The sequence below is a fragment of the Microbacterium sp. CnD16-F genome (assembly GCF_024124465.1).
Classification (GTDB): Bacteria; Actinomycetota; Actinomycetes; order Actinomycetales; family Microbacteriaceae; genus Microbacterium; species Microbacterium gawkjiense.
The window spans coordinates 37427-52846 of the sequence record NZ_JAMXSA010000016.1 but is presented as its reverse complement, the minus strand read 5'-3'; the positions used below and the strand labels follow the sequence as shown (position 1 = coordinate 52846).

25 protein-coding genes and 1 pseudogene are annotated in these 15420 nt (G+C 67.6%); 2 read left to right on the top strand and 24 right to left on the bottom strand.

What is annotated here, in order from left to right:
- Nucleotides 1–761 (top strand): annotated as a pseudogene (locus tag NH287_RS06640) (acetyltransferase); the annotation flags it as partial.
- Between the two features lie 246 nt (nt 762–1007).
- Here NH287_RS06640 and rplQ read toward each other — a convergent pair.
- The 6 genes from rplQ to infA form a co-directional block, all read right to left on the bottom strand.
- The gene (rplQ, locus tag NH287_RS06635; RefSeq protein ID WP_253034947.1) at nt 1008–1577 is read right to left on the bottom strand and encodes a 50S ribosomal protein L17; all 570 of its coding nucleotides are present in this window, start codon (nt 1575–1577) and stop codon (nt 1008–1010) included.
- A 56-nt stretch (nt 1578–1633) separates the two neighbouring features.
- A complete protein-coding gene (locus NH287_RS06630) occupies nt 1634–2623 on the bottom strand; it encodes a DNA-directed RNA polymerase subunit alpha (RefSeq protein WP_217528388.1) in 990 nt (329 codons plus the stop codon).
- A 116-nt stretch (nt 2624–2739) separates the two neighbouring features.
- On the bottom strand, nt 2740–3138 hold the full coding sequence (gene rpsK / locus NH287_RS06625) for a 30S ribosomal protein S11 (RefSeq protein ID WP_018171470.1): 399 nt from the start codon (nt 3136–3138) through the stop codon (nt 2740–2742).
- A gap of 34 nt (nt 3139–3172) precedes the next feature.
- Nucleotides 3173–3547 carry a 30S ribosomal protein S13 gene (gene rpsM, locus NH287_RS06620; RefSeq protein ID WP_251581832.1) on the bottom strand — a complete coding sequence of 125 codons (375 nt, stop codon included), beginning with the start codon at nt 3545–3547 and terminating at the stop codon, nt 3173–3175.
- 148 nt (nt 3548–3695) lie between these two features.
- A complete protein-coding gene (gene rpmJ / locus NH287_RS06615) occupies nt 3696–3812 on the bottom strand; it encodes a 50S ribosomal protein L36 (protein ID WP_005050492.1) in 117 nt (38 codons plus the stop codon).
- 66 nt (nt 3813–3878) lie between these two features.
- Nucleotides 3879–4100: a translation initiation factor IF-1 gene (gene infA / locus NH287_RS06610; protein WP_017201569.1), complete on the bottom strand. Its 222-nt coding sequence runs from the start codon at nt 4098–4100 to the stop codon at nt 3879–3881.
- Between the two features lie 418 nt (nt 4101–4518).
- Between infA and NH287_RS06605 the strand changes: the two genes are divergently transcribed.
- Complete coding sequence (locus NH287_RS06605) at nt 4519–5367, top strand: hypothetical protein (RefSeq protein WP_253034946.1); 849 nt, start codon at nt 4519–4521, stop codon at nt 5365–5367.
- A 71-nt stretch (nt 5368–5438) separates the two neighbouring features.
- Here the strand turns inward: NH287_RS06605 and NH287_RS06600 are convergent, their stop codons facing one another.
- The 18 genes from NH287_RS06600 to rplV all read right to left on the bottom strand — a co-directional run bounded on the left by NH287_RS06600 (nt 5439) and on the right by rplV (nt 15390).
- Complete coding sequence (locus NH287_RS06600; protein WP_253034945.1) at nt 5439–6116, bottom strand: thioredoxin domain-containing protein; 678 nt, start codon at nt 6114–6116, stop codon at nt 5439–5441.
- Nucleotides 6117–6129: 13 nt separating this feature from the next.
- Nucleotides 6130–6963, bottom strand: a complete 834-nt coding sequence (gene map / locus NH287_RS06595; protein WP_253034944.1) for a type I methionyl aminopeptidase — start codon at nt 6961–6963, stop codon at nt 6130–6132.
- On the bottom strand, nt 6963–7556 hold the full coding sequence (locus NH287_RS06590; RefSeq protein WP_217528396.1) for an adenylate kinase: 594 nt from the start codon (nt 7554–7556) through the stop codon (nt 6963–6965). The genes map and NH287_RS06590 overlap by 1 nt, the downstream gene beginning before the upstream one ends.
- Nucleotides 7553–8878: a preprotein translocase subunit SecY gene (gene secY / locus NH287_RS06585; RefSeq protein WP_064003319.1), complete on the bottom strand. Its 1326-nt coding sequence runs from the start codon at nt 8876–8878 to the stop codon at nt 7553–7555. The genes NH287_RS06590 and secY overlap by 4 nt, the downstream gene beginning before the upstream one ends.
- A gap of 100 nt (nt 8879–8978) precedes the next feature.
- Nucleotides 8979–9539 carry a 50S ribosomal protein L15 gene (gene rplO, locus NH287_RS06580; protein WP_082886191.1) on the bottom strand — a complete coding sequence of 187 codons (561 nt, stop codon included), beginning with the start codon at nt 9537–9539 and terminating at the stop codon, nt 8979–8981.
- Nucleotides 9539–9724 (bottom strand): 50S ribosomal protein L30, encoded by a 186-nt coding sequence (gene rpmD / locus NH287_RS06575; protein ID WP_020098644.1) that lies wholly within the window; start codon nt 9722–9724, stop codon nt 9539–9541. Before rpmD ends, rplO begins: the two co-directional genes overlap by 1 nt.
- A complete protein-coding gene (gene rpsE, locus NH287_RS06570; RefSeq protein ID WP_064003320.1) occupies nt 9724–10410 on the bottom strand; it encodes a 30S ribosomal protein S5 in 687 nt (228 codons plus the stop codon). The genes rpmD and rpsE overlap by 1 nt, the downstream gene beginning before the upstream one ends.
- Nucleotides 10407–10766, bottom strand: a complete 360-nt coding sequence (gene rplR, locus NH287_RS06565) for a 50S ribosomal protein L18 (protein WP_064003321.1) — start codon at nt 10764–10766, stop codon at nt 10407–10409. The genes rpsE and rplR overlap by 4 nt, the downstream gene beginning before the upstream one ends.
- Before the next feature lie 2 nt (nt 10767–10768).
- A complete protein-coding gene (rplF, locus tag NH287_RS06560) occupies nt 10769–11305 on the bottom strand; it encodes a 50S ribosomal protein L6 (protein WP_064003322.1) in 537 nt (178 codons plus the stop codon).
- Between the two features lie 6 nt (nt 11306–11311).
- Complete coding sequence (rpsH, locus tag NH287_RS06555; protein WP_064003323.1) at nt 11312–11710, bottom strand: 30S ribosomal protein S8; 399 nt, start codon at nt 11708–11710, stop codon at nt 11312–11314.
- 134 nt (nt 11711–11844) lie between these two features.
- Nucleotides 11845–12435, bottom strand: coding sequence for a 50S ribosomal protein L5 (rplE, locus tag NH287_RS06550; RefSeq protein WP_064003324.1), 591 nt, complete (start codon nt 12433–12435; stop codon nt 11845–11847).
- A 2-nt stretch (nt 12436–12437) separates the two neighbouring features.
- Entirely contained in the window at nt 12438–12797 is a 360-nt protein-coding gene (gene rplX, locus NH287_RS06545; RefSeq protein WP_064003325.1) for a 50S ribosomal protein L24, read from the bottom strand.
- Between the two features lie 2 nt (nt 12798–12799).
- Nucleotides 12800–13168 carry a 50S ribosomal protein L14 gene (gene rplN / locus NH287_RS06540; RefSeq protein WP_064003326.1) on the bottom strand — a complete coding sequence of 123 codons (369 nt, stop codon included), beginning with the start codon at nt 13166–13168 and terminating at the stop codon, nt 12800–12802.
- 3 nt (nt 13169–13171) lie between these two features.
- Nucleotides 13172–13504, bottom strand: coding sequence for a 30S ribosomal protein S17 (gene rpsQ / locus NH287_RS06535; protein ID WP_253034943.1), 333 nt, complete (start codon nt 13502–13504; stop codon nt 13172–13174).
- On the bottom strand, nt 13504–13818 hold the full coding sequence (rpmC, locus tag NH287_RS06530; protein WP_018187344.1) for a 50S ribosomal protein L29: 315 nt from the start codon (nt 13816–13818) through the stop codon (nt 13504–13506). Before rpmC ends, rpsQ begins: the two co-directional genes overlap by 1 nt.
- Entirely contained in the window at nt 13818–14237 is a 420-nt protein-coding gene (rplP, locus tag NH287_RS06525; RefSeq protein ID WP_064003327.1) for a 50S ribosomal protein L16, read from the bottom strand. The genes rpmC and rplP overlap by 1 nt, the downstream gene beginning before the upstream one ends.
- Nucleotides 14237–14992 carry a 30S ribosomal protein S3 gene (gene rpsC, locus NH287_RS06520; protein WP_064003328.1) on the bottom strand — a complete coding sequence of 252 codons (756 nt, stop codon included), beginning with the start codon at nt 14990–14992 and terminating at the stop codon, nt 14237–14239. Before rpsC ends, rplP begins: the two co-directional genes overlap by 1 nt.
- Nucleotides 14992–15390, bottom strand: a complete 399-nt coding sequence (gene rplV, locus NH287_RS06515; protein ID WP_064003329.1) for a 50S ribosomal protein L22 — start codon at nt 15388–15390, stop codon at nt 14992–14994. The genes rpsC and rplV overlap by 1 nt, the downstream gene beginning before the upstream one ends.
- Between the last annotated feature and the right edge of the window lie 30 nt (nt 15391–15420).

The following is a 15420-nucleotide window of genomic DNA, read 5'->3' as shown; positions in this document are numbered from 1 at the left end:
CGATGGCCTCGAGCGAAGCGGCCGTCCGCGACGGACGCGCGGCGCTCGACGCGGCATCCTCCCGCTCGGATCACGCGACGCTGCCCGGCGCCGCCCTCCGCAGCGACGACGCCGTGCTGCGTCCGGAGTGCCCGTCCGCGCACCTCAGCGACGACGAGGGACTCTGCACCCCGCCGGACGGCCGCCCCGCACCGCCCGCCTCCGTCCGCGTCGCCGGAGCGCGCGTGACCCTCGTCGGCGACTCGGTGATGCTCGCGTCCGCCGGCGGCCTCCTCGACCGGATGCCGGGCGCCCAGGTCGACGCGAAGGTGTCCCGCTCGATGGGGGCCGGCGTCGCGATCGTCGACCGCCTCGCCGCCCGCGCACAGCTGCGCGACTACGTCGTCGTGGGTCTCGGCACGAACGGACCGGTGGACCCCGACGACCTCGCGCGCCTGAAGAAGGATGTCGGCCCTCACCGCACGCTCGTGCTCGTGACCGCCCACGCGCCCCGCGACTGGATCCCGGGCGTCAACGAGGAGCTCGAGTCCTTCGCGCAGCACACCCCCGGGGTCGCGATCGCGGACTGGTCGGCGGCGATCAGCGGTCATGAAGACCTGCTGGCGGGCGACGGCATCCACCCCGGCGCCCGCGGCGGACAGCGCTACGCCGACGCCGTGGCCGACGCGATCGACGGTGTCGAGAACAGCCGCGCGCAGCTGCGCTACCGCGTCGAGCTCGCCCAGTGGGCCGTCGCCCAGACCTTCGACGCCGCGCGCTGACCCTCTCAGGACCGCTCCCCCGCCCACACGCCCGCCGAGCCGCCGCCCGCCGAGCGACGCCGCCTCTGCGTCCACATCATGTGCTCCGGACGAGGGCACACGTTCTGGACCGTGCACAGCGTGTGATGTCGTTGCGAGCACATGATGTGGCCGGGGAGGCGGCGGCCCCAAGCCCCCGCGCGGGTACGAGAAAGGGCCCGCCCCGAAACGGGGGCGGGCCCTCGGATTCCCTCCGGGGAGGGAGCCTTACTTGGCCTCGTCGGCCTTCTCGTCGTCGGACGCGACGGCGTCCTCGGCGGTGGCTTCGGCAGCAGCGCCCTCCTCGGGCGACTCGGCACCGGCGTCGGCGGCGTCCTCAGCGGGCGTCTCGACCTCGGTCTCCTCGGCAGCGGGCTCCTCGGCAGCCGGCGCAGCGGCGGCCGGAGCAGCCTTCTTCGACGACTTCGCCTTCGGGGTGACGGGCTCGAGGACGAGCTCGATCACGGCCATGGGCGCGTTGTCGCCCTTCCGGTTGCCGACCTTCGTGATGCGGGTGTAGCCGCCCTCACGCTCGGCGACCAGCGGCGCGATCTCGGCGAAGAGCTCGTGCACGACGGACTTGTCGCCGATGACCGACAGGACGCGACGGCGAGCGTGCAGGTCGCCGCGCTTGGCGAACGTCACCAGGCGCTCGGCGAACGGACGCAGGCGCTTGGCCTTGGTCTCGGTCGTGGTGATCGACTTGTGCGTGAACAGCGCGGCAGCGAGGTTCGCAAGCAGAAGACGCTCGTGGGCGGGGCCGCCACCGAGGCGGGCACCCTTCGTGGGCTTGGGCATGTCAATTACTCCTGGAAAGAAATTCAGTCAGTGGACCGGGACGAACCGGAGTCCGCTCAGACGGTCTCGTCGTCGTAGCCGCCGTAGAAGTGCGCACCGTCGAACCCGGGGACCGAGTCCTTCAGCGACAGGCCGAGCGAGACGAGCTTGTCCTTGACCTCGTCGACCGACTTCTGACCGAAGTTGCGGATGTTCATGAGCTGCGTCTCCGAGAGGGCGACGAGCTCGGACACCGTGTTGATGCCCTCGCGCTTGAGGCAGTTGTACGAGCGGACCGACAGGTCGAGGTCCTCGATCGGCATCGAGAGCTCGTTGGTCAGGACCTCGGCGACCGGCGCGGGGCCGATCTCGATGCCCTCGGCCTCGACGTTCAGCTCGCGGGCGAGACCGAACAGCTCGACCAGCGTGCGACCGGCCGACGCGACGGCGTCGCGGGGGCTGATCGACGACTTGGTCTCGACGTCCAGGACGAGCTTGTCGAAGTCGGTGCGCTCACCGGCACGGGTGGCGTCGACGCGGTAGCTGACCTTGAGGACGGGCGAGTAGATCGAGTCGATCGGGATCTGACCGGCCTCGGCGTACTCGTTGCGGTTCTGCGTGGCCGAAACGTAGCCGCGGCCGCGCTCGATCGTCAGCTCGAGCTCGAACTTCGCCGAGTCGTTGAGCGTCGCGATGACCAGGTCGGGGTTGTGGACCTCGACACCCGCCGGAGCGGAGATGTCGGCGGCCGTGACCTCGCCGGCGCCCGTCTTGCGCAGGTACGCGGTGATGGGCTCGTCGCGCTCGCTGGAGACCACCAGCTGCTTGATGTTGAGGATGATCTCGGTGACATCCTCCTTGACACCCGGGACGGTGCTGAACTCGTGCAGCACGCCGTCGATGCGGATGCTGGTGACCGCGGCACCCGGGATCGACGACAGCAGGCTGCGACGCAGCGCGTTGCCGATCGTGTAGCCGAAGCCCGGCTCGAGGGGCTCGATGACGAATCGGCTGCGGAAGTCGCCGACCTTCTCCTCGGTCAGAGTGGGACGCTGTGCAATGAGCACTATGTGTTCCTTTCAGTCACGTGACCGCTATATGACACGTGCAGTTGGTGAAGTGTTGAGTTGTGACCGGGATGCCGGGGCGCGACGCACGTCGCACCCCCGGCATCCGTCGAGGATCAGACGCGGCGGCGCTTCGGGGGGCGGCAGCCGTTGTGGGCCTGAGGCGTGACGTCCTGGATCGAACCGACCTCGAGGCCGGCGGCGGTCAGCGAACGGATCGCGGTCTCGCGGCCCGAGCCGGGCCCCTTGACGAAGACGTCGACCTTCTTGACGCCGTGCTCCTGCGCCTGACGCGCAGCGGACTCGGCGGCCATGCCGGCGGCGTACGGGGTCGACTTGCGCGAGCCCTTGAAGCCGACGCCACCCGAGGAGGCCCAGCTGATGACCGCACCCGAGGGGTCGGTGATCGAAACGATCGTGTTGTTGAACGTCGACTTGATGTGGGCCTGGCCCAGCGCGATGTTCTTCTTCTCCTTGCGGCGCGGCTTGCGCGCAGCGGACTTGGCCTGTGCCATGTGAGTGTTCTCCTAAACCTGTGGCGGCCGCGCTTTAGCGCGCCTTCTTCTTGCCGGCGACGGTGCGCTTGGGACCCTTGCGGGTACGCGCGTTGGTCTTCGTGCGCTGGCCGCGCACGGGCAGGCCGCGACGGTGGCGGATACCCTCGTACGAGCCGATCTCGACCTTGCGGCGGATGTCTGCGGCGACCTCGCGGCGCAGGTCACCCTCCACCTTGTAGGTGCCTTCGATGTGGTCGCGGAGGGCGACCAGCTGCTCGTCGGTGAGGTCCTTGACGCGGATCGACTCGTCGATGCCGGTCGAGCTGAGGATCTCGACGGAGCGGGTACGGCCGATGCCGTAGATGTAGGTGAGGGCGATCACCACGCGCTTGTCGCGCGGGATGTCAACGCCGGCAAGACGTGCCATGCGATGTCTCCTAGGAGTAAGTGGAGGTGTGGAGCAGGATCGGTGCCCGGGCCTCCGACCCGAGGTGTCCCCCGCAGAGCGGGTTCTGATCCTGCCGAGATGTGTTCAGTTGTGAGCCTGCGAGGCCGCGCCGGGGCGCGGCATCCCATCAGCCCTGGCGCTGCTTGTGACGCGGGTTCGACTTGCAGATGACCATGACGCGACCGTGGCGGCGGATGACCTTGCAGTGGTCGCAGATGGGCTTGACGGAGGGGTTGACCTTCATGATTTTCCTGATTCGCTGTCTTCGCCGACGCACACGGGTGTGCGGGGCGTTACTTCTCGACCGGTCTCAGCGGTAGCGGTAGACGATGCGACCGCGCGTGAGGTCGTAAGGCGAGAGCTCCACGACGACACGGTCTTCGGGGATGATGCGGATGTAGTTCTGCCGCATCTTTCCGGAGATCGTGGCCAGGACCTTGTGACCGTTGCTCAGCTCGACGCGGAACATCGCGTTCGGCAGAGCCTCGGAGATCACACCCTCGATCTCGATGACACCGTCTTTCTTCGCCATACGCTCGCTTACAGTTGGCAGACCGGTCGGTCTGCGGTGAGTGGGGATTGTGGTGACACGCCGAAACAGGCGCAACGCACCAAAGATTTAGTGTACGTGATATCGGAGCGACCCGCCACTCGGCGTGTCGCCTCCGCGCGCTCAGCCCGCGATTGTTCTTCGCCGAGTCACCATCCACGTGCCGACTCACCATCCGATGGCGCGCATCTCGCTGGTGATTCGACGCACCGATGGTGATTCGACGCGCCCATGGCTTCCTGCACAGCCCGATGGATGCCGCGGACGTCCCCCGACGGCTGTTCCGCATCGCGACATCGCGACGCTGAGCCACGGAGATCTCCGAAAGCTGGCGCGGGGCACGTTCGTCGCATCGGAGACGTGGGATGCGGCGTGGCCCGCCGAACGCCATCTCCTGCAGGTGGCGGCCTATGAGCAGCGCCGGCGCGGCGGCGTCGTCTACTCCCACCTGACCGCTGCGCTGCTGCACGGACTGCCTCTCTGGGGCGCCCCGCCGACGCATGTGCACGTCTCCGGCACGCAGCACAACGGGGCGGTCTCGCGAGGGACACCGTATGTGTCCCGCCATCGATGCGCCGTACCCGACGTCGACGTGGTCTCATCGGGTGGCCTCGTCCTCACCGCGCCCGCACGCACCGTCGCCGACGTGCTGCGGACGACGCCCCGCGACACCGCGATCGCGATAGCGGATGCCGCGCTCCGCGCGGTCGCGTGGGACGCACGGCAGCGACTCTACGACGCCGATGCAGCCGAATATCTCCGCGCCGAGATCGCGCGACGGTTGACCACTGGCGCTCGCGGGGTACGTCAGGCGCGCGAACTCCTGGAGCTCGCCGACGGGCGCTCGGAGTCCGCGGGAGAAAGTGTGAGCCGCTTGCGCCTGCACGACCTGGGATTCCGGCGGATCAGGCTTCAGGTGTCGGTGGGGCCCTACTTCGTCGACTTCGGCCTCGATGACGCCGCGGGGTGGGGCGAGTACGACGGCGAGGTGAAGTACCGCGACGTCGCCATGCGGCACGGGCGGGCCCTGGAGGATGTCCTGCGAGCGGAGAAGGAGCGGGAGGACTGGATCCGCGGGCTGACCGGGCGTCGCGTCATCCGCTGGACGACCGCCGACATCCGCTCCCCCGGCGGTCTGCGCTCGAAGCTCTACCGGTTCGGCGTGTTCCCCACCCCGAATCACCGCCGAAACGCCGAATCACCACCCGACGGCGCGCATTCGGATGGTGACGGGGCAACCGAGTGGTGACTCGGCGAGTGAGCGCCGCTCGGTGATCTCGGAGGCGACCCGCCACTCGGCGAGTGAGCGCCGCTTCGAGATCAGCGAGCGGACAGTCGCGAGAGGATGTCGGCCTGCGGGTCGTACGTGACCGGGACGACCTCGTCGTTCACGACGAGCGTCGGGGTCCCGGTGGCGCCTTCCGGCAACTCCTGCGACTGGGCGAAGCTCTTGTACTCGTGGTCCTTGATCGACTTCTCGAGCTCGGCGGTCACGTTCACGCCGGCATCCTTCGCGATCTGGATGAGCTCGTCGTCGGTCAGGCCGGGCGTCTGCTCCTGGGGCCGCTCGTCCCACAGCGCACGGAAGAAGGCGTAGGCGTTGTCGGGGTCGGCTTCGGCGACGGCGTACATGGCGGATGCCGCACGGCTCGAGTACTCGGTGCCCTGGGAGAGCCGGTCGAGGATCGTGACCGGGTGCACCTCGAGGGTGATGCTGCCGTCGTCGACGAGGCCCGAGATCGTCTTGCCCTCCGTCTCCTCGAACTGGCCGCAGTACGGGCACATGAAGTCCACGTAGGTGGCGACGGTGTCGGGCCCGTCGCCGAAGGTGATCGCACCGGTCTCGCGGTTGATGCCGCTGGCCTGCGGGACGGGTCCGGGGCCCGACGCCTGCGAGTTCAGCACAGCGACAACGGCGACGACACCCACCAGGACCGCCACCACCGCGACGCTGATCCAGATCGCGAACCAGTTGGTCTTACCCGTGGCCGTCGCCATGTGCGTGTCCTCCTCAGGAGATGGGGGTCGGGGTGATGCCGAAGGCCGCGAGTCCCGCGGCGCCGCCGTCGGGGGCCGTCAGCACCCAGATACCTCCCTCGTGCACCGCGACGCTATGTTCCCAATGGGAGCCGTCCTGGCCGTCGACCGTGCTGACGGTCCAGTCGTCGTCCTCGACGAGGGTCGCCTCGTCCCCCGCGACGATCATGGGCTCGATCGCGACGCACAGCCCCGGCCGCACCTCGGGTCCGAGGTCGGCGACGCGGTAGTTGAAGACCGTCGGGCCCTCGTGCATCTTGCGGCCGATCCCGTGTCCGACGTAATCGCGGAGGATGCCGTAGCCCTCCCCCGACCCCTCGACGTAGGACTGCACGGCGTCGCCGATCTCGCCGACGCGCGAGGCCGAGGCGAGCGCGGCGATGCCGGCCCACAGCGAGCCCTCGGTCACGTCCGACAGCCGCTGACGACGTTCGACGAGCTCGGGACGGTCCGGGTCGGGCACGACGATCGTGATCGCCGAGTCCCCGTTCCACCCCTCGAACTGCGCGCCGCAGTCGATCGAGACGATGTCGCCCGGCTGCAGGACCCGATCACCCGGGATGCCGTGGACGACCTCCTGGTTGACCGAGATGCACGTCGTGTGGTGGTAGCCGCGCACCAGCTGGAAGTTCGATTCCGCCCCGCGGGCGAGGATCGTGCGCTCGGCGATGGCATCGAGCTCCGCGGTCGTCACACCCGCGCCAACCGCCGGACGCACGGCATCCAATGCCGCCGCGGTGATGAGACCCGGTTCGACCATCGCGCGCAGCTGCGCGGGCGTCTTGTAGATGGAGCGGCGGAAGACCATCAGGCGGTGATGCCGCGTGCCGCGAGGGCCGCCGTGATGCGCTCGGTGATCTCGTCGAGCGACCCGACGCCGTCGATCTCGTCGACGATGCCGCGCTCGCGGTACACGTCGAGGATCGGCGCCGTCTCGGACTCGTAGATCGACAGGCGCTTCGCGATCGACTCCTCGTTGTCGTCGGCGCGGCCCTGCTCGGCCGCGCGACGCGAGAGGCGGGCGATCGACTCGTCGCGCGGCACCGAGAGCTCGATGACCGCGGTGAGCGGTTCGCCCCGCTGCTCGAGGAAGCCGTCGAGGTGGCCGACCTGGGTCAGGTTGCGCGGGTAGCCGTCGAGCAGGAAGCCGTGCGCGGCATCCTGCTGCGACAGTCGGTCGCGGACGATCTCGCTCGTCAGCTCGTCGGGGACGAGGTCGCCGGCGTCGATGATCGCCTTCACCTTGAGCCCGAGGTCGGTGCCGTCCTTGACGTTCGCGCGGAAGACATCGCCGGTCGAGACGGTGGGGATGCCGAGCCGTTCGGCGATGCGGGCTCCCTGCGTCCCCTTGCCCGAGCCCTGCGGGCCGATGATCAGGAGGCGGGCGGGATTCTGCGTCATCGGAGGAGTCCTTCGTAGTGGCGCTGCTGGAGCTGGGCGTCGATCTGCTTCACCGTCTCGAGACCGACACCGACGATGATGAGGATCGACGCGCCACCGAACGGGAAGTTCTGGTTGGCGCCCACCGTCGCGAGGGCCAGGAGCGGGAGCAGGGCGATGAGGCCCAGGTAGATGGAACCCGGCAGGGTGATGCGGGTGAGAACGTAGTCGAGGTACTCCGCCGTGGGACGTCCCGCACGGATGCCGGGGATGAACCCGCCGTACTTCTTCATGTTGTCGGCGACCTCGACCGGGTTGAACGTGATCGCGACGTAGAAGTAGGTGAAGCCGATGATGAGCAGGAAGTACACCGCCATGTAGAGCGGGTGGTCGCCGTTGACGAAGTTCGCCTGGATCCACGACACCCAGCCCGGCACGCTGCCGTCGGCGGCGGGGTTCGCGTTGAACTGCGCGATGAGGGCCGGGATGTACAGCAGCGACGAGGCGAAGATGACGGGCACGACGCCGGCCATGTTGACCTTGATCGGGATGTACGTGTTGCTGCCGCCGAGCGTCCGGCGCCCGACCATGCGCTTCGCGTACTGGACCGGGATGCGGCGCTGCGACTGCTCGACGAAGACGACGAGGGCGACGGTCGCGATGCCGACGGCCAGGACCAGCAGGAAGATCTCGAAGCTGCGGGCGACCGCGATGCTCCACAGCGCCGACGGGAAGGTCGCCGCGATGGAGGTGAAGATGAGGAGCGACATGCCGTTGCCGATGCCGCGCTCGGTGACGAGCTCGGCCATCCACATGATGAGGCCGGTGCCGGCGGTCAGCGTGACGATCATGAGCAGCTGCGCCCACCAGGCCTCGTCGGTGAGGAGCTGCTGGCACTCGGCCACGCCGGTGATGCCGAAGAGCTGGCCCGAGCGGGCGACGGTGACGAGTGTGGTCGACTGCAGCAGCGCCAGCGCGATCGTCAGGTAGCGGGTGTACTGGGTGAGCTTGGCCTGACCGGCCTGGCCCTCCTTGTACAGGGTCTCGAAGTGCGGGATCACCACGCGGAGGAGCTGCACGATGATCGTGCCGGTGATGTAGGGCATGACGCCGAGCGCGAAGATCGACAGCTGCAGCAGCGCGCCGCCCGAGAAGAGGTTCACGAGCGAGAGCAGGCCCTCGGTCGACCCGGACTGGTCGAGGCAGGTCTTCACGTTCGGGAAGTCCACGAACGGAGCCGGGATGTGCGCGCCGAACCGGTAGATGGCGATGATGCCGAGCGTGAAACCGATCTTCCGACGGAGATCCGGAGTGCGGAAGACCCGCGCGATGGCGCTGAACAAAGGGATTTCCTCCAGTGGGATGCCGGGCGCGCCGGAGCTCGCCGCATTCCAACATACGGCAACAGGGGCCGGAGGTTATCCTCCGGCCCCTGGCACGTGATTACTTGATCGAGCCGCCGGCGGCAACGATCTTCTGCTCGGCCGAACCCGAGACCTTGTCGACGGAGACCGTCAGCGCGACCGAGATGTCGCCGGTGCCGAGCACCTTGACCTTCTCGTTCTTGCGCACGGCGCCCTTGGCGACGAGGTCCGTCACGGTGACGTCGCCACCGTTGGGGTACAGCTCCGCGAGCTTGTCGAGGTTGACCACCTGGTACTCGACGCGGAACGGGTTCTTGAACCCGCGCAGCTTCGGCGTACGCATGTGGAGGGGCATCTGCCCACCCTCGAAGCCCACCTTGACCTGGTAACGAGCCTTCGTACCCTTGGTACCGCGGCCCGACGTCTTACCCTTCGAGCCCTCACCGCGACCGACACGGGTCTTCGCGACGTTGGCACCGGGGACCGGACGCAGGTGGTGGACCTTCAGCACGCCGGGGCGCGCCGCATCCTTCTTCGGGGCAGCCTTGTCGGCAGCGGGCCCAGCCGCAGCCTTCCGGGTTGCCGGCTTCTTGGCCTTGGGCTCGACGGCCTCGACCGTCTCGTCCTTCTTCTCAGCCATCAGTCGATCTCCTCAACCTTCACGAGGTGCGCGACGGTCTTGATGTACCCGCGCGTCTGCGCGTCATCGGGACGAACGACGGAGTCGTTGATCCGCTTCAGACCGAGCGAACGCAGCGTGTCACGCTGGTTCTGCTTCTCGCTCACCTTGGACTTGACCTGGGTCACCTTCAGACGAGCAGCCATCATGCACCCACCTTTGCAGCCTTGGCGGCGTCAGCCTCGGCACGGACCAGACGCGCGGGGGCGACCTGGTCGAAGTCGAGACCACGACGCGCAGCGACGGCGCGCGGCTCCTCGAGCTGCTTCAGCGCTGCGACGGTCGCGTGCACGATGTTGATCGTGTTCGACGAACCCAGCGACTTCGACAGCACATCGTGGATGCCGGCGCACTCGAGGACGGCGCGGACCGGACCACCGGCGATGACACCGGTACCGGCAGCGGCCGGACGCAGCAGCACGACACCGGCAGCAGCCTCACCCTGGACGGGGTGCGGGATGCTGGAGGCGACACGCGGCACGCGGAAGAAGTTGCGCTTGGCCTCTTCGACACCCTTCGAGATGGCGAGGGGGACCTCACGCGCCTTGCCGTAGCCGACACCGACGAGACCGTTGCCGTCACCCACGACGACGAGCGCCGTGAAGCTGAAGCGACGACCGCCCTTGACGACCTTCGACACGCGGTTGATCGTGACGACGCGCTCCAGGAACTGGTTGTCGCCGCGGTCGCGCGAGTTGCGGTCGCGGGTCTGGCTGCGCTCGCGGCCACCGCGGCGCGGCTCGCGCTCGCGCTCGGCGGGCGCCTCGGCCGTAGCCGCAGCCGCAGCGGGCTGCTCGGTCGCGGTCACTTCGTTCTCCTTGTTCTCGGTCACAGGTTCAGACCTCCTTCGCGAGCGCCGTCGGCGATCGCAGCGACGCGGCCCGCGTAGCGGTTGCCGCCGCGGTCGAACACGACCGTCTCGATGCCGGCAGCCTTCGCACGCTCAGCGACGAGCTCGCCGACCTTGCGGGCCTTGGCGGTCTTGTCACCATCGAACGTGCGCAGGTCGGCCTCGAGGGTGGAGGCCGATGCGACGGTGAAGCCCTTGCTGTCGTCGACCAGCTGGACGAAGACGTGGCGGGCGGAACGGGTCACGACGAGACGCGGACGCGCCTCGGTGCCCACGATCTTCTTGCGAAGACGGGCGTGACGACGCGAACGTGCGTCGGACTTCGACTTGAGAGCCATGGTTACTTACCACTCTTTCCGGCCTTGCGGCGAACGACCTCGCCCGCGTACCGCACACCCTTGCCCTTGTAGGGCTCCGGCTTGCGGATCTTGCGGATGTTGGCGGCTGCCTCGCCGACGGCCTGCTTCGAGATACCGGCGACGGTGAGCTTGTTGTTGCCCTCGACGGTGAGCGTGATGCCCTCCGGCGCCTCGACCAGGACGGGGTGCGAGAAGCCGAGTGCGAACTCGACCGCCGTGCCCTTCTGAGCGACGCGGTAACCGGTGCCGACGACCTCGAGGCCCTTGGTGTAGCCCTGGGTCACGCCGATGATGTTGTTGTTGATGAGGGTGCGGGTGAGCCCGTGGAGAGCACGCGACTCGCGCTCGTCATCGGGGCGGGAGACCAGGACCTGGTTCTCCTCGACCTTGACCTCGATGGGCTGTGCCACGGTGAGGTTCAGCTCGCCCTTGGGGCCCTTGACGGCGACGTCCTGGCCGGAGACCGTGACGGTCACACCGGCGGGGATGTCGATGGGAAGACGTCCAATACGCGACATGTCAGATCACCACACGTAGGCGAGGACTTCCCCGCCGACGCCCTTCTGCTCGGCCTGGCGGTCCGTGAGGAGGCCAGAGGAGGTGGACAGGATCGCGACCCCGAGGCCACCGAGGACCTTGGGAAGCTCGTTCGACTTCGCGTACACGCGGAGACCGGGCTTGGAGACGCGCTTGATGCCGGCGATCGACCGCTCGCGGTTCGGGCCGTACTTCAGGGTCAGGGTGAGCGTCTGGCCGACACGGGCGTCGGAGACCTCCCAGCCGGAGATGTAGCCCTCCTGCTGGAGGATCTCGGCGATGTGCGTCTTGAGCTTCGAGCTCGGCAGCGCGACGGTGTCGTGGTGCGCGGAGTTCGCGTTGCGCAGACGGGTCAGCATGTCTGCGACCGGGTCTGTCATCGTCATAAGTGTGTTCCTTTAGTCATGAGGTTTCGACTGCCGTTACACGACAGGCGACCTTCTATGAATGAGCGATATTCAGTTGTGCAGTCGTTCGGCCCCGGAGCACGCCCCGAGGCCGAACGATCGATCTTATCGGATCACGCCTGAGCGTCCGCCGACTTGAACGGGAAGCCCAGGTGCTTGAGCAGCGCCCGACCCTCGTCATCCGTCTTCGCCGTCGTGACGATGGTGATGTCGAAACCGCGGACGCGGTCGATCTTGTCCTGGTTGATCTCGTGGAACACGGACTGCTCCTGGAGACCGAAGGTGTAGTTGCCGTTGCCGTCGAACTGCGTCGCCGACAGTCCGCGGAAGTCGCGGATGCGGGGCAGGGCGAGGTTGACGAGACGGTCGACGAACTCCCACGCACGGTCACCGCGGAGGGTGACGTGGGCACCGATGGCCTGGCCCTCACGCAGCTTGAACTGCGCGATGGACTTGCGGGCCTTGGTGACGACCGGCTTCTGGCCGGTGATCTTGGTGAGGTCGTCGACCGCACCATCGATCACCTTGCTGTCGCGCGCAGCCTCACCGACACCGGTGTTGACGACGACCTTCACGAGACCGGGGATCTGCATGACGTTGGCGTAGCCGAACTCGTCCTGCAGAGCCTTCTTGATCTCGGTCTGGTACTTCTGCTTCAGGCGGGGCTGGATCTTGCCAGCCTCCGCGGCAGTTGCGTTGCTCATGTTCAGAGGTCCTTGCCGCTCTTCTTGGCGTAGCGGACGCGGACGGTGCGCTTGACGCCGTCCTTCGTCTGCTCCTCGACGCGGTGGCCGACACGGGTCGGCTTCTTGGTCGACGGGTCGACCAGCGCCACGTTGGAGATGTGGATCGGGGCTTCCATCGTCTCGATGCCGCCCGTCTTGGTGCCGCGCTGCGACTGGCCGACGCGGGTGTGCTTGGTGACGTAGTTCACGCCCTCCACCACGACGCGGTTCTGCTCGACGAGGACCTCGAGGACCTTGCCCTGCTTGCCGCGGTCGCCGCCCTTGTCCTGCTTGCGGCCACTGATGACCTGAACCAGGTCACCCTTCTTGATGTGCGCCATGATCAGATGACCTCCGGTGCCAGCGAGACGATCTTCATGAACTTCTTGTCGCGAAGCTCACGACCGACCGGGCCGAAGATGCGGGTGCCGCGGGGCTCCCCGTCGTTCTTCAGGATGACGGCGGCGTTCTCGTCGAACTTGATGTACGAGCCGTCGGGACGACGGGTCGACTTGACGGTGCGGACGATGACGGCCTTGACCACATCGCCCTTCTTGACGTTGCCGCCCGGGATCGCGTCCTTGACGGTCGCCACGATGACATCCCCGACACCGGCGTAACGGCGGTTGGAACCACCGAGGACGCGGATCGTGAGGAGCTCCTTGGCGCCGGTGTTGTCGGCGACCTTGAGGCGAGACTCGTTCTGGATCATTGCTTACTTCGCCTTCTCGAGAATCTCGACCAGGCGCCAGCGCTTGGTGGCGCTGAGCGGACGGGTCTCGTTGATGAGGACGAGGTCGCCGATGCCGGCGGTGTTCTGCTCGTCGTGAGCCTTCACCTTCGACGTGCGGCGGATGACCTTGCCGTAGAGGGGGTGCTTCACGCGGTCCTCGACCTCGACGACGATCGTCTTGTCCATCTTGTCGCTGACGACGTAGCCACGACGGGCCTTGCGGTACCCACGGGCGTTGACGTCGCGGACGTCGTGCTCGGCCGACTCGTGACCAGTGGTCACGGGCGCCGTAGCGGCATCCTTCTTCTCAGCCATCACTCGGCCTCTTCCTTCGCGGCCTCAGCGGACTCGTCCGCCTTCTTGGCCTTGCTCTTCTTCGCCTTGGTGGCCGTCTCGACCGGGGCGGGGGTGGCACGGATGCCGAGCTCCCGCTCGCGGATGACGGTGTAGAGCCGCGCGATGTCGCGCTTGACCGCACGGATGCGGCCGTGGCTCTCGAGCTGGCCGGTGGCCGACTGGAAGCGCAGGTTGAACAGCTCTTCCTTGGCCTTGCGCAGCTCCTCCACGAGGCGCTGGTCTTCGAACGTGTCCAGCTCGCTCGGGGCGAGCGTCTTGGTGCCGACGGCCATTACGCGTCGCCCTCCTCGCGCTTGATGATGCGTGCCTTGAGCGGCAGCTTGTGGATGGCACGGGTCAGGGCCTCGCGAGCGAGCTGCTCGTTGACGCCCGCGACCTCGAAGAGGACGCGACCCGGCTTGACGTTAGCGACCCACCACTCGGGCGAACCCTTACCGGAACCCATGCGGGTTTCGGCCGGCTTCTTGGTGAGCGGACGGTCGGGGTAGATGTTGATCCACACCTTTCCGCCACGCTTGATGTGACGCGTCATGGCGATACGAGCGGACTCGATCTGACGGTTCGTCACGTAAGCGGGCGTGAGGGCCTGGATGCCGAACTCACCGAACGTGACCGCGGTGCCGCCGGTGGCGGCGCCGTCACGCTTCGGGTGGTGCTGCTTGCGGTACTTGACCTTGCGGGGAATAAGCATCAGGCAGACGCTCCTTCTGCGACGGGGGCCTCGCTGCGGGGGCCACGACGACGGTCGCCACCGCGGTCGTCACGACGTGACTTCGGCGCGTTGGCCTGCTCGCGAGCGAGCTCCTTGTTGGTGAGGTCGCCCTTGTAGATCCAGACCTTCACGCCGATGCGGCCGAAGGTGGTCTTCGCCTCGTAGAAGCCGTAGTCGATGTTCGCGCGGAGGGTGTGCAGGGGCACACGGCCTTCGCGGTAGAACTCCGAACGGCTCATCTCGGCGCCGCCGAGGCGGCCGGAGACCTGGATCCGGACACCCTTGGCACCGGCGCGCTGCGCACCCTGCAGACCCTTGCGCATCGCGCGGCGGAAGGCCACGCGGGCGGAGAGCTGCTCGGCGATGCCCTGCGCGACCAGCTGAGCGTCGGCCTCGGGGTTCTTCACCTCGAGGATGTTCAGCTGGATCTGCTTACCGGTGAGCTTCTCGAGGTCGGCGCGGATGCGCTCGGCCTCGGCGCCGCGGCGGCCGATCACGATGCCCGGGCGGGCGGTGTGGATGTCGACGCGGACGCGGTCACGCGTGCGCTCGATCTCGATGTTGCTCACGCCGGCACGGTCGAGCGACGTCGTCAGGAGGCGACGGATCTTGACGTCCTCCGCCACGTAGTCGGCGTAGCGCTGCCCGGGCTTGGTGGAGTCCGAGAACCAACGCGACACGTGGTCGGTGGTGATGCCGAGGCGGAAGCCGTACGGGTTGACCTTCTGTCCCATTACTTGCTCGCCTTCTTGGTCTGGGCAGCCGGGGCGGACTCGGCGACCTCGGGGGTCGAGAGCACGACCGTGATGTGGCTGGTGCGCTTCTTGATCTGGAACGCGCGACCCTGGGCGCGGGGCTGGAAACGCTTGAGCGTCGTGCCCTCGTCCACGTACGCGTTCTTCACGTACAGGTCCTGCTCGTCCAGGAACTCGTTGTCCTTGTCGGCCTTCACACGAGCGTTCGCGACCGCAGCGGCCACGAGCTTGTAGATGGGCTCGCTGGCACCCTGGGGAGCGAACTTCAGGATGGCGAGAGCCTCCTGAGCCTGCTTGCCCTTGATGAGCGCGACGACACGACGAGCCTTCTGAGGGGTCACGCGGATGTGCTTCACGCGTGCGATGGATTCCACCATTTGTACTCCTCCTCTTCCTCTCTCTGAGAG